The 13,593-nt window shown below is 70.3% G+C and carries 10 protein-coding genes; all 10 read left to right on the plus strand.

Annotation, left to right across the window (positions count from 1 at the left end; translation table 11 throughout):
• Positions 1–406 precede the first annotated feature (406 nt).
• Positions 407–2,686 carry an alpha-L-arabinofuranosidase C-terminal domain-containing protein gene (locus QQM39_RS07630; protein ID WP_301995862.1) on the plus strand — a complete coding sequence of 760 codons (2,280 nt, stop codon included), beginning with the start codon at positions 407–409 and terminating at the stop codon, positions 2,684–2,686.
• Between the two features lie 310 nt (positions 2,687–2,996).
• Entirely contained in the window at positions 2,997–4,010 is a 1,014-nt protein-coding gene (locus QQM39_RS07635) for a hydroxyacid dehydrogenase (protein ID WP_301995863.1), read from the plus strand.
• A gap of 174 nt (positions 4,011–4,184) precedes the next feature.
• Complete coding sequence (locus QQM39_RS07640) at positions 4,185–5,282, plus strand: LacI family DNA-binding transcriptional regulator (protein ID WP_301995864.1); 1,098 nt, start codon at positions 4,185–4,187, stop codon at positions 5,280–5,282.
• Positions 5,283–5,654: 372 nt separating this feature from the next.
• A complete protein-coding gene (locus QQM39_RS07645; protein ID WP_301995865.1) occupies positions 5,655–6,998 on the plus strand; it encodes an ABC transporter substrate-binding protein in 1,344 nt (447 codons plus the stop codon).
• Between the two features lie 10 nt (positions 6,999–7,008).
• The gene (locus tag QQM39_RS07650; protein ID WP_301995866.1) at positions 7,009–7,893 is read left to right on the plus strand and encodes a carbohydrate ABC transporter permease; all 885 of its coding nucleotides are present in this window, start codon (positions 7,009–7,011) and stop codon (positions 7,891–7,893) included.
• Complete coding sequence (locus QQM39_RS07655; protein WP_301995867.1) at positions 7,893–8,831, plus strand: carbohydrate ABC transporter permease; 939 nt, start codon at positions 7,893–7,895, stop codon at positions 8,829–8,831. The genes QQM39_RS07650 and QQM39_RS07655 overlap by 1 nt, the downstream gene beginning before the upstream one ends.
• Positions 8,832–8,926: 95 nt before the next feature.
• A complete protein-coding gene (locus tag QQM39_RS07660) occupies positions 8,927–10,516 on the plus strand; it encodes a family 43 glycosylhydrolase (protein WP_301995869.1) in 1,590 nt (529 codons plus the stop codon).
• 173 nt (positions 10,517–10,689) lie between these two features.
• The gene (locus QQM39_RS07665; RefSeq protein WP_301995870.1) at positions 10,690–11,745 is read left to right on the plus strand and encodes a LacI family DNA-binding transcriptional regulator; all 1,056 of its coding nucleotides are present in this window, start codon (positions 10,690–10,692) and stop codon (positions 11,743–11,745) included.
• A gap of 27 nt (positions 11,746–11,772) precedes the next feature.
• On the plus strand, positions 11,773–11,904 hold the full coding sequence (locus QQM39_RS07670; protein WP_301995871.1) for a hypothetical protein: 132 nt from the start codon (positions 11,773–11,775) through the stop codon (positions 11,902–11,904).
• 476 nt (positions 11,905–12,380) lie between these two features.
• Positions 12,381–13,532, plus strand: a complete 1,152-nt coding sequence (locus QQM39_RS07675; RefSeq protein WP_301995872.1) for a ferritin-like protein — start codon at positions 12,381–12,383, stop codon at positions 13,530–13,532.
• Positions 13,533–13,593: the final 61 nt, after the last annotated feature.

Genomic DNA, 13,593 nt, shown 5'->3' on the forward strand with positions numbered 1-13,593 from the left:
CGTGGGACAACCGGTTGCTATGCAGTGGGGCAGAGCTTCTTCCTGTCCGGAAACCACGTCAAGAGCCTTGACGGATTTTCGAAAAGAATGTGTAACCTCAACGACATGAGCCAGTCGGCTTCAGGGTCGCCGCGGAACCCGCGAAGGCTCAAGAAATAGCAGGTCAGAGCCATGCTTCTGATGCGCCCCCGCAATTCCCGCCGAGTTGGCACGACGAACGGGAGCGGCCCGCGCCGCGCCTGCGACGTCGACGGGAGGGCGCACCGAGACCGGCTTGATCACCACTGCCCAGGAGTCGGCAGCAGGCCATCTTGACGGCCTGGCCGGAAACCGGTTGCCATCAAGGATGTCCGTGGCCCCCGGTCGTCACGAACCCTCGACCACATGCCCATGAACGGAGCCCAGCATGCCCCGTCCTCCCCGCCCCACCCGCCGTACGACGATCCGCGTCGACATGAGCGCCGACGCGGGGCACCCGATCAGCCCGGACGTCTTCGGCGCCTTCTTCGAGGACATCAACCACGCGGCCGACGGCGGGTTGTACGCCGAACTCGTCCAGAACCGGTCCTTCGCCTACAGCCGCGACGACCGGCCCGAGTGGCACGCGCTCACCGCCTGGGAGCTCGTCGAGCTGGGCGGCGGACGCGGCAGCCTGCGCACGGACACCGCCGCCCCGCTGCACCCGGCCAACCCGCGCCACGCGGTACTGGAGGTGACGGCTCCGGGCGAGGGCGTGGGCCTGGTGAACCACGGGTTCGACGGCATTCCGGTCGAGGCGGGGGCGTCGTACCGGCTGAGTCTGTACGCCCGCCGCCCGGAGGGCGAACAGGCCCCGCTGACCGTCCGGTTGACCGGATCGCGAGGCACGTACGCCGAGGCCGTGCTCGACGGGGTGACGGGCTCCTGGACACGGCACGAAACGGTGCTGGTCTCCGCCGCGACCGACCCCGACGCCCGGCTGCTCGTCCTCGCCACCACCCCCGGCACCGTCCACCTGGACCTGGTGTCCCTCTTCCCCACAGCCACCTTCCGCGGCCGGCCGGGCGGCCTGCGCGCGGACCTGGCCCAGGCGATCGCCGATCTGAAGCCGAAGTTCCTGCGCTTCCCCGGCGGTTGTGTCGCCCACGGCCTCGGGCTCGGCAACATGTACCGCTGGAAGGACACCATCGGACCGCTCGAAGCCCGCCGCCCGCAGCGCAACCTGTGGGGCTACCACCAGTCCGCCGGCCTCGGCTACTTCGAGTACTTCCAGTTCTGCGCGGACATCGGCGCCAAACCGCTGCCCGTGGTGGCCGCCGGTGTCTGCTGCCAGAACACCCCGGGCGGCCAGCACGCCGTCCCCCTCGACGAGATGCCCGCGTACGTCCAGGAGATCCTGGACCTCGTCGAGTACGCCAACGGCCCCGCCGACTCGCCCTGGGGTGCCCGGCGGGCCGAGGCCGGGCACCCGGAGCCGTTCGGCCTGGAGTACCTCGGCGTGGGCAACGAGGACGAGATCACCCCGGCGTTCCGGGAGCGGTTCGCCCTCATCCACGCGGCGCTGGCCGAGCGACACCCCGAGATCACGGTCATCGGCACCTCGGGGCCCGCCCCCAGGGGACGGGACTTCGAGGCGGGCTGGGAGTTCGCCCGCAAGACCGGCCTCGCGATGGTCGACGAGCACGGGTATCTCTCCCCGCGCTGGTTCCTGCAGAACACCGACCGCTACGACGGCTACGACCGCACCGGCCCGAAGGTGTACCTCGGCGAGTGGGCGTCGATGGGCAGCACCCTGTACAACGCCCTCGCCGAGGCGGCGTACCTGAACGCCCTGGAGCGCAACGGTGACATCGTCGCCCTGTCCTCCTACGCCCCGCTGCTCGCCAAGTCCGGCCATACGCAGTGGACGCCGGACCTGATCCACTTCGACAACACCTCCGTCCGGCTCACGGTGAACTACCACGCGCACCGCATGCACTCCGTGCACCACGGGGACGTGTACCTGCCGCACACGCTGACCGGCGCCCCGGACGCGGCCGAACCGCCGGACGGCCTGCGGGGCGGAGGGGTGCGGCTCGACACCGTGAACACCCTGGCGGAGTACGCGGACCTGCGCGTGAGCTGCGGTGAGGCCGACTACACGATCGATGTGCGGGCGCGCAAGACCGGCGGCGAGGAGGGCTTCCGGATCGCCTTCGGAGCGGTGGCCACCGGTGACCACTACCTCTGGACGATCGGCGGATGGCAGAACAAGGGAATGCCGCTGCAGCGTGTCTGCGACGGAAGGGCCGAGGACGTGGAGTGGGTGCCCGGCACCGTCGAGACCGGGCGGTGGTACGACATCCGGGTCGAGGTCGCCGGCTCCCGGATCCGCTGTCTGCTGGACGGCGCCGTGATCCACGACGTCGAGGACGACCGGCGGCCGCTGCGGACGTTCTCGGTCTCCACCGTCCGGGACTCGGCGACGGGCGACGTCATCGTCAAGGTCGTGAACCTGACGCCGGACGAGATCACGGCGGACATCCGCCTCGTCGGGGCGCGGCAACCCGCCGCCTGGGCCACGCGGACCGTCCTGGCCGGCGAGCTCTCCGCCGAGCAGGCCGCCCCGCACAGCTCGCCGCTCCCCACGTCCGACGCCTTCGACTGCCCTCTGCCGGCGCACTCGTTCACGGCCGTCCGCATCCCCGCCACCCAAGGGTCCGCATGACGCCTCAGGCCGCCACCGGTGCCGACACCGGCACCGCACCGGAGAAAACGAAGTAACCGATTTCGATACAGCGCGGGCCGAACGTCCCGGGCCGACCAGCGCCTCAACCCTGCGGGGACAGCCTCGCCGTGGCCTCATGCGCCGCTCCTGGCACCCCGCTCCCCCCAAGCAAGCTTGTAAGCGGCGCAAATGAGTTCGAGGAAACCCGTGTGCTCACTCTCAGCCCTACTGATTGACCAGCCGTTCCCGGCAGATCTACGGTAGAAGGCGCTTTCTGAAAATGTTTCCATCCCAGTCCGTCAGGAGACTCATGCCCAGCCCCCAGCCACCGAGGGCCGTGTTCGCCATGGATCCGGTGCACCTCCCGCTGCTCTTCCCCTCGCCGCTCATGGCCAGGCTGAGGAAGGCCTCCGACATCGACCCCGCGCTCGTGGTGCGGGACTTCGCCGACCCGGCGTCCGCGGCCGCCCTGGCCGAGGCGGAGGTGCTCATCACCGGCTGGGGCTGCCCCCACCTGGACGCCGACGTCCTCGCCGCCGCGCCCAAGCTGCGCGCCGTCCTGCACGCCGCCGGCTCGGTCCGCTCGCTGGTCGGCGAGGCCCTCTGGAAGCACGGCGTCACCGTCTCCAGTGCGGTGACCGCCAACGCGCTGCCGGTCGCGGAGTACACGCTGGCCATGATCCTGCTCGCCGGGAAGGACACCTTCACCCACCGCGAGCGCTTCCGCACCAGCCGCGCGTATCCGACCCCCGCCGAGACCGCCCCCACGGGCAACGTCGGCCGCCGCGTCGGCGTCATCGGCGCCTCGCGCGTGGGCAGACGGCTGCTGGAGCTGTTGCGGCCCTTCGACTTCACGGTGCTGCTGCACGACCCGTACGTCAGCCCTGCCGAGGCCACCGAACTCGGTGCCGAGTCGATGTCGTTGGAGGACCTGCTCCGGCACAGCGACATCGTCAGCCTGCACGCCCCCGACATCCCCGAGACCTACCGCATGCTCGACGGCGACCGCCTCGCCCTCATCCGGGACGGCGGCGTACTGATCAACACCTCGCGCGGTGCCCTGATCGACCCCGACGCGCTCACCGACGAGCTGGCCTCCGGGCGGCTGTACGCGATCCTCGACGTCACCGAGCCCGAACCGCTGCCCGCCGGCTCCCCGCTCTACCACCTGCCCAACGTCTTCCTCACCCCGCATATCGCCGGATCGCTCGGCAACGAGCTGGAGCGCCTCGGCCGCACCGCCGTGGAGGAGCTGGAACGCCTGGTCGCGGGCCTGCCGCCGGCCCACGAGGTGCGCCACGCGGACCTGGCCCGGGTCGCATGAGGCGGCGGCCGGCGCACGGGGCGCCCGCTCGGAAACCATGGGATACGGTTTCCGCATCGGCGGGGGGCCGGTTTCCCTGTCGTACGGCGAGGGACGAGGTCTCTGGCCATCCGGCGCGGGGCACGGCGCCCGGGCGTCCGGCAAGGCAGGCGCGACGGTGAAGGAGCCGCAAGGGTGAGTCAGCGCAAGGTGTCGAACGACGCCGGTCGGGCCACCATCCGGGACGTGGCGGAACGCGCGGGTGTCTCCGTCGCCAGCGTGTCGCGCGTCCTGTCCGGCAACTACCCGGTGTCGGACGATCTGCGTCGGCGGGTGATGAAGGTCGTCCGGGATCTGGACTACGTCACCAACGCCCACGCCCGCTCCCTGGCCGGCGGCGGAACGCCCACCGTGGCGATCCTCATCAACAACATCACCGGCGCCGCGTTCGCCCATGTGGCGAAGGGAGTGGAGGGCGCCGCCACGTTGCGCGGCTGGCTCTCGCTGGTGGGGACCACGGGGGACGACCCCGAGCGGGAGCTCGCGCTGGTCAACCTCATGCGGCAGCAGGGGGTCGCCGCCGTCGTGCTGCTCGGCGGGGCCTACGACTACGACGAGTACCAGCTGCGCATGGCCCGGTTCGCCCGTTCCCTCGACGCCGCCGGCTCCCATCTCGTGCTCGTGGGCAGGCCGCCGCTGGAGGGCGACGTGCCGGCCACGACGGTCGACTACGACAACGAGGGCGGCGCGTATGCCATGGCCAGCCATCTGTTGTCCGCCGGGCATCGCGAGGTCCTCGTGCTGCCGGGGCATGCCGAACTCACGACCGCCCAAGGCCGGCTGAAAGGCGCCCGGCGGGCCTTCGACGCGTACGGCGTGCCGTTCGATCCGGGCATGGTGCGGCACGGGCCGTACGACTACGAGCACGGGTACGAGGCGGTGGAGGAGGCCCTTGAGCAAGGGCTGGACTTCTCCGCCGTGCTGGCCGGGACCGACGTGGTCGCCGCCGGTGCCATGCAGGCGCTGCGTGCGGCCGGGCTGCGGGTGCCGGAGGACGTGTCGATCGTCGGCTACGACGACATTCCGCTCGCCTCCCAGCTCACACCCCAACTCACCACCGTCCACGTGCCGTACGAGGAGATGGGCCGCGTCGCGCTGCGCGCGGTGGCGGACCGGCGCGAGGGCGGTACCGGCCGCCGCAAGGGCGGCGACGGCGACCATCTGGTGCTGGGCACCCATGTCGTCGTACGCAACTCCGTGCAGCCGCCTGCCCCGCGGGGCGGACGGAAGTAACGTCCAGCAAACGTTTCGTAAGCGTTTTCCCGAGGCCTTACCGGTCCTCGCCAGGTCACTCGGGAGCGCTCCCCCATCCGCGCAACAGCCCTCATCGAACAGCCTCCCACCTGCGCTTACGCCCTCCGGCACGGACAGGGCGGACGCGCGCCCGCAGATAACCGGACGGACAACCCGGCGTAACAAATTTCCGCGCACCTCTTGCTATGAGCGGAGACGTCGGCCTACCGTCCCTGCAACCGCTTACTACAGCTTCTGCTTGGCCGACCCCCCGCAACCGCGAGCCGACGATTTCCGGCCGCCGTTCTGGCCGGCACCACCGAGCCGCCGACGTTCCGATAGAACGCTCTCATTCCGAAGGATCACGGTCAGATGAACTTCACCAGCCCCCGGAGAAGGTTCGCCTCCGCCGCCGTCGCGGGAATCGCCCTGACAGGTCTGCTCGCCGCCTGTGGCGGATCCGGCTCCGGAGACTCGGACTCCGGTTCCAACGCCTCCGGCCCCGTCACCCTCGACTTCTGGGGCTGGGCCAACGGCCAGGAGGCCGTCGTCAAGGCGTTCAACGCCAGCCACAAGGACGTCCAGCTCAAGTACACGAAGGTCACCGACCAGCTGACCATGCAGAAGCAGCTGACCAACGCCGTCAAGGCGGGCAACGCGCCCTGTCTGCTGCAGAACACCGGTGAGTATGTGACCAGCTGGGTCTCGCAGGGCGCGCTCGCCGACATCACGAAGTACGTCGAGGCCGACAAGGACAAGTTCAACCCCGGCTCATGGGCGGTCGGCCAGGTCCAGGGCAAGGTCTACGGCGTCCCGACCGCCTCGGCCCCCGCGTTCACCATCTACCGCACCGACATCTTCGAGAAGTACGGCCTGAAGGCCCCGACGACCTGGGACGACTTCATCGCCGCGGGCAAGGTGCTGAAGAAGCACGACATCAAGATCACCAACTACGCCGGTGAGGACCCGAGCACCCTGGAGGTGCTCGCCATGCAGGCCGGGGCGAACTGGTACAGCATCGACGGCAACTCCTGGAAGGTCGACTTCCAGGACGCGGGCACCCTGAAGGCCGCCAAGGTGATCCAGGAGATCATCGACAACGACCTGAACGCCAAGCTGTCCTTCGCCGACTACGCGGCCGTGCAGCGCAGCTTCGACACCGGCGCCACCGCGACCCGGCAGATCTCCACCTGGCAGATGTCCGGCATGGTGCAGAACTTCACCAAGTCCTTCGGCGACTGGGCGCTCGCCCCGTGGCCGACCTTCAAGGGAGAGGCGGCCCGGACGCCGGCCGCCACCAACCAGAGCGGCAACCTGACGCTGGTCAGCGAGCAGTGCAAGAACCAGGAGCAGGCCGCCGAGGCGGCGCTGTGGATGTCCACCGACACCGGTGCGGTCAAGACCATGGCGAGCCCGGAGACCGGCAGCGGTGTGATGCCGGCGCTGGCCGACAGCGAGTCGTACGTCTCCGAGGCGATCTCCGAGAAGCTGCTCGGCAAGAACTACGAGCCGGCCAAGAAGATCGTCACGGACAGCCTGGGCACCGTCCGGACCGGCTGGACCTTCGGCCCGAACTGGACCGCGATGTTCACCGAGATGCAGGCCGAGTGGGCCAAGGTCGTCAGCAAGGAACAGAAGGTCACCGATCTCCTGGCGCACATGCAGGAGTGGACGGTCAACGACCTGAAGCAGCGCGGCATCAGCGTCAAGGGCTGAGGCAGACTCGATGATTCGCTCCCAGCGCTGGAAGGGTGCCGCCTTCACGGTGCCCTTCCAGCTCGGCTTCGTCTTCCTCTATCTGCTTCCGATCGGCTACGCCGTCTACCAGTCCCTGTTCCTGGAGAAGCAGTCCGGGCTCGGGCTCGGCGGCGCGACCACGGAGTTCGTCGGCCTGGACAACTACAGCAAGGGCCTGACCGACTCGGCGTTCATGACCTCCATCCTCCGGGTGGTGCTGTTCGCCTGCGTCCAGATCCCGTTCATGCTGCTCATCAGCCTGCTGCTGGCGCTCTTCCTGGACGCGGTCACGGCGAAGGCGGCCGGCCGGTTCCGGATCCTGCTGCTGGTGCCGTACATGATTCCCGGCGTGGTCGCGGCCGTCGTGTGGGTCAACCTGTACAGCCCCGAGGTGGGCCCGCTCACGCCGCTCGGCGAGCTGTTCGGGTTCGACTGGAACTTCTTCGCGCCCTCCATGGTGTGGCCGGCCATCGGCAACCTGCTGACCTGGCACGGCATCGGCTACAACATGGTGATCATCTACGCCGCGCTCCAGGGCGTGCCCCGTGAGCTGTTCGAGGCGGCACGGCTGGACGGCGCCTCGGAGCTGCGGATCGCGCTGAGCATCAAGATCCCGTTCGTGCGCGGGGCGCTCGTGCTGACCGCGCTGCTGTCGATCATCCAGATGCTGCAGATCTTCAACGAGCCCGCACTGTTTAGGAACGTGACTCCGGAGACGGTCAGCGACAGCTTCACGCCGATCATGATCATCTACAACCAGGCGTTCAACGCCGCCAACTACCACTACGCCGCGGCCCTGTCGGTGCTGCTCGCCCTGATCCTCGGTGTGGCGTCCTTCCTCTTCTACCGGCTGACCTCGAGGGAGGCGGACTGATGGCGCTGACGGAAAACCGTAAGGAAAACGGCACGGAAACAGCCGCCGTGCCACCCCGCGGGCGCACCGTGCGACGACTCACCAGCCCGGACGCGGCCTCGCGTTCCAAGGGCGGCCAGCGCTTCATGCTGCTCGGTCTGATCCTGGCCAGCGTCTACAGCCTCTTCCCCGTGTACTGGCTGATGATCGCCGCGACGAAGGACCGCGTGGGGCTGTACCAGAGCAACGGACTGTGGTTCTCCGGCTGGCACCTGTGGGACAACCTCCAGCAGGTCTTCACCTACGAGGACGGCATCTTCCTGCGCTGGACCGCCAACTCGTTCCTGTACGCGGGCGTCGGCTCGCTCGGCGGCACCCTCATCGCGTTGGCCACGGGCTACGGCCTCGCCCGCTTCGACTTCCCCGGGCGGGGCGCGGTGTTCGCGTGCGTGGTGGGCTCGTTCCTGATCCCGATCGCGCTGCTCACGCTGCCGCTGTACCTGCTGTTCTCGGCGATCGGGCTGGTCGACACCCCCTGGGCGATGCTGATCCCCTGCCTGATCAACCCGTTCAGCGTGTATCTGGCCAAGGTGTACACCGAGGCCACGATCCCGTTCGAGCTCCTCGAGGCGGCCCGGATCGACGGCGCCGGTGAGCTGCGGATCTTCTTCAGCATCGTGCTGCGGATGATGACGACGGGCGGTGCGACCGTCTTCCTGCTCGCCTTCGTCAACACCTGGAACGCCTTCTTCCTCCCCCTCACCGTGCTGCGCGGCGAGGAGAACTGGACGCTCAACCTGGGTCTGTACAACTGGACCGGCAAACGCCTGGAGTCGGGCATCGACGTGACCAGTCTCGTCCTGACCGGCGCGCTGCTGTCGATCATCCCCATGGCGATCATGATGGTCGCGATGCGGCGCTACTGGCGGACCGGCGTGACGCTCGGCGCCCTGAAGTGAGCCCGCTGCCCGGTATCCGCACATGACTCCCTGGGGGCCGCGGGTGACCCTGACTCCCCGCGCCCCCAGGTGACCGACGCCCCTGGAGTCCTCCCGTGACCGTCCTGCACAACCCCGTCATCCGCGGCTTCGCCCCCGACCCCTCCCTGGTCCGGGTCGGCGACTGGTACTACGTGGCCACGAGCTCCTTCGAGTGGTTCCCGACGATCCCGATCCACCGCTCCCGGGACCTGGCCCACTGGGAGTACGCGGGCCACGTCCGGGGCGCGGCCCCCGGTGACTCCCTGGCCGGTGTCCCCGACTCGGGTGGCATCTGGGCGCCGTCGCTGAGCTGGGACGGGGAGCGGTTCTGGGTGGTGTACTCGGTCGTGCGCTCGGTGGGGACGCCGTACTTCGACCTGGACACGTACGTCTCCACGGCCACGGACGTCGACGGCAAGTGGAGCGCCCCGCGTCGCATCGCGAGCCATGGCTTCGACCCCGCGCTCTTCCCTCACGAGGGCCGGCTGTGGCTGCTCAACATGCAGAGCGACCACCGCCCGAGCGGGCAGCGTTTCGCCGGGATCGTCCTGACGGAGCTGGACCGCGAGACCCTGGCCCCGGTCGGTGACACACACCTGCTGCTCCAGCACGAACGCCTCATCGAGGGGCCGAAGTTGCTGAAGCGGGACGGCTGGTTCCACCTCGTGCTCGCCGAGGGCGGCACGGGGGTCGAGCACGGCGTGCTGGTGGCGCGCAGTCGGGCGATCACCGGCCCGTACGAGCTCGACAGCCAACCCCTGTTGACGACACGCGACGATCCCTCGGTGCCGTTGCAGAAGGCCGGCCACGCGGAGCTGGTCGAGACGCCGGACGGCGAGTGGGTGATGAGCCACCTCACCGCACGGCCGTTGCAGACGCCGGACGGCCCGCGCTGCCCCCTCGGCCGGGAGACCGCGATCCAGGCGCTGACCTGGGACGACGCGGGCTGGCCCCGGCTGCGGCACGGGGGCTGGCACCCGGCGGTCGAGGTCGACGTACCGACATCTCCCGCCGAGCCGGAGCCCCGACCCACCGACACCGGCGACCCGTTGGGCTGGCCCTGGAGCACCCTGCGCGGCTACGCCGACCCGAGCTGGGCCGACGCGACCACCCGCCCCGGCTGGATCCGGCTGCGCGGCCGGCACGGTCCCGAGTCGCGGTGGGCACACAGTCTGCTGGCCCAGCGCATCACCGAGCACCGTGCGGAGGCCGAGGTCACCGTCGAGGCGCGGCCGCGCACGTTCACGCAGGCCGCCGGGCTGGTCCTGCGGTACAGCGCGGAGGCGTATCTCAGCCTCGACCTCACCTGGTCGGAGCCCGAGGGCGAGGGGCAGCACGGGCAGCAGTGGCGAGGCGAGGGCCGTACGGTGCTCAGCCTGGTGGAGCGTGAGGAGTTCGGCACCCGGCAGGCTGCCGTCGTGGAGGTGGACGCGAGCGCACCGCTGACCTTGGGCGTGACGGTGGACGACGGCCGGGCACGGTTCTGGTACGTCCGCGGGGGCGTCCGCACGCCGGTCGGCCCGCCGCTGGACTTCACCAAGCTCTCCGACGACTACGGCTCCAAGTTGCGCTTCACCGGTGCGATGGCCGGCGTCCACGCGGTGGACCTGGTCGACTCGGCCTTCACGGCCGACTTCACGGGATTCCGCCTCACCTGCTGGTAGCCCCAGGCCGCTCTTGAGCCTGTTCGAGGTTTCGAAAGTCGCGACCCGTGCATTCCTGCGAACTCCGGCCTCTTCCGGAGTCCTCGCGGCGAACCTAGGGTAGGAAGCGCTTACTGTTTCCGGCTGGTCGAAACTTTTCAAGGCCCTCGGGCGGGCCGGAGAGGTGGTTCCCGATGGTCCGTACGGGCAGTGCGAGCATGGCGGCCGGGCCGACCCTGGCCGTCGTGGCCCGCGAGGCCGGGGTGTCCGTGCCGACCGCGTCCAAGGTGGTCAACGGCCGGGAGGACGTGGCCCCCGAGACCCGCCGCCGGGTCACCGAGGCGCTGGACCGGCTCGGCTATGTCCGCAGACCCCGCTTCGACGCGGCGAAGACGCCGGGCCTGGTCGACCTTGTCGTGCACTCCTTGGACACCTCGTGGTCGGGCGCGGTGTTGCACGGTGTGGAGGCGGCGGCCCATGACGCGGGCCTGGAGGTGGTGGTCTCGGCCGGGCTGACCCGGACGCGGGGCGGGCGCCCGGAGCGCGGCTGGCTGGACAAGCTCATCGCGCGCGGCTCGTCGGGGGTGCTGTTCAACCTGGCCGAGCTGACGGCGTCGCAGTACGCGTGGCTGGAGCAGCACCGCATCCCGTTCGTGATGATCGACCCGGTGCTGGAACCGCCGCCGGGCGTGGTGTCGGTGGGCGCGGCGAACTGGCACGGCGGCGTCATCGCGACCGAGCACCTCCTGGCGCTCGGCCACGAACGCATCGCCGTCATCGCCGGTCACCAGCGCAAGATGTGCAGCACCGCCCGGGTGGCCGGCTACCGCTCGGCGCTCGCCTCGGCCGGGGTGCGGCACCGCCCCGAGTACGTCCGGCACGCGGGCTTCGACGAGGGCGTCGCCCGCCGCCGCATGCTGGACCTCCTCGACCTGCCCGAACCGCCGACGGCCGTCTTCGTCTGCTCGGACCGGATGGCCCTCGGGGTCTACGAGGCGCTGGCGGAACGGGGGTTGAGCGTGCCGGACGACATAAGCGTCGTAGGCTTCGACGACCTGCCGGAGGCCCGCTGGATCGCCCCGGCCCTCACCACGGTCCGCCAGCCGCTGTCGGAGATGGCGGCGACGGCGCTGCGGCTGCTGGTGCGGATGATGGACGGGGACCGGCCGGAGAGTACGCGGACGGAGTTGTCGACACGGTTGGTGCAGCGGTCGAGCACGGCCGGACCGCGCGATCGATCTCCTTGCTGAGTCCGTCCGTTGCCCTGTGCCCTGATCATGTTCAGCGCCGTACCCGCACCGCGGATCCGCTCCACGAACCGGGTGCGGTCGCCGAAGGACAGCATCACCGCCGCCGGCCCGTGCTCCAGCGACCGCGCGACCGTGCCCTCGTCGATCGCCCAGGTCTGAAAGCCGATGCCCCAGGGCTTACCGGCGCCTTCGTCGGCCAGGACCGGCAGTTCGCGGGCCGGCCGGTCCTCGTCGCCGTTTCCGCTGCCCAGCAGCCCGAGGCCGCCACCGCGCGAGACCGCCGCGGTCCGGGCACCGGCCGGCCGACCCGCCCATCGAGGCGAGGGCAATCGGATGCTCCACACCGGACCGCTCCGTGAACGCCGTCGACAGTCCCATGCCCGCGATCCTCACCCACGGCAACTGCCGTTCGCCGCGGAATCGACGGACTCTCGGCGCGGCGAACGCCCCCTCGCGGCGGGCGTCCGCATGGGGACCGCGCGCGTTGGACCGACAGGGTGGTCGATGCGCCGCACGGCTCGTCTGCCCTGGTGGCGGCGGTGATGGCTGCTAGCTTCGCGAGCTGTCGGAGGGGTCCCGCGTGCGTCGAGCAGAGCGGGACCATGGCCATGAGAGGCGAGGCGAGGGTGACGGGTATGGGCGAAGAGCCGGACGAGCCGGCGGTTTCTCCGTTCAGGCGCAGGAGTTTCCTGGCGTCGGCCGCTCTGGCGGCAGGCGCGCCGGCGGCGGTCGCCGGTTCCGCGCAGGCTGCCGGGCTGCCGGAGAGCGGGCCGCTTGCCGCGCCCGGCCTCGGGTCCGTGGCGCGTCTGCTGGCCGTGCCCCAGGAGGGCCGCGGGGTCGCCTGGCTCAGGTCGGCCCTTCAGGTCGCCGTGGGACTCGAACTCGCGACCATTCCGCCCTACTTGTGCGGCCTGTGGTCCGTCAAGGACCGCGGCAGCGAGGTCGCGCGGCTCATCCAGCGCATCGTCGGCGACGAGATGTACCACCTGGGCATCGCCTGCAACCTGCTCGTGGCCGTGGGCGGCCGGCCGCAGATCAAGGCCGCCGCACCCGTCTTCCCCGGCCCGCTTCCCGGCGGTGTGCGGGCCGGCGTGACGGTCTACCTGTCGGGCCTGACCAAGCCGTTCGTACGCGACGTGATGATGGCGATCGAGGCCCCCGAAGAGTCGCTCGTCCGCAACGCGCGCCCCTCGCCCACCGTCGGCGAGTTCTACGCCGACGTGCTGAAGGCGTTCCAGGTGGTGCAGCCGGAACTGTCGGTGCGGGGGCAGCTGTCCCAGTACGTCTTCGCCGACGACCTGTATCCGGTCGAGACCCTCGACGACGTCGAGAGCGCCATCGGGATCATCAGGGAGCAGGGCGAGGGCACCTCCAGTTCCCCGTCCGATTCCTTCGAGGACGACCACCCGGCGCACTACTACGCCTTCGGCGAGATCTACTACGGCCGGGAGCTGCGCGAGACCGACGACGGCTGGAGGTACGTGGGCGGGCCCGTCCCCTTCCCCGAGGTGCGCCCCATGGCCCGGATCCCGGTCGGCGGCTGGCCCCACCCACCGGTCCACGTCGGACGGCTCCTGTTCCGCTTCGACGCCACCTACAGCACCGTGCTCGACACCCTTGACGCGGCCTGGGCCGGCGGCGGCCACCGCACCCTGGGCGCCGCCATCCACGCCATGCGCGGCCTGGAGGACCCGGCCGTGGAACTGATGGAGACCCCACTCCGCTACGCCCCGGGCACCTACGGCCCCCAGTTCCGCGCACTGCGCAAGCTGCGCCGCGACTCGTGACGCCGTTACGCCGGGTCCCGGGTCCCGGGACCCGGGACCCGGGACCACGATCGGCGCTGCG

It is taken from the genome of Streptomyces sp. DT2A-34 (assembly GCF_030499515.1).
In the GTDB taxonomy this organism is placed as follows: domain Bacteria; phylum Actinomycetota; class Actinomycetes; order Streptomycetales; family Streptomycetaceae; genus Streptomyces.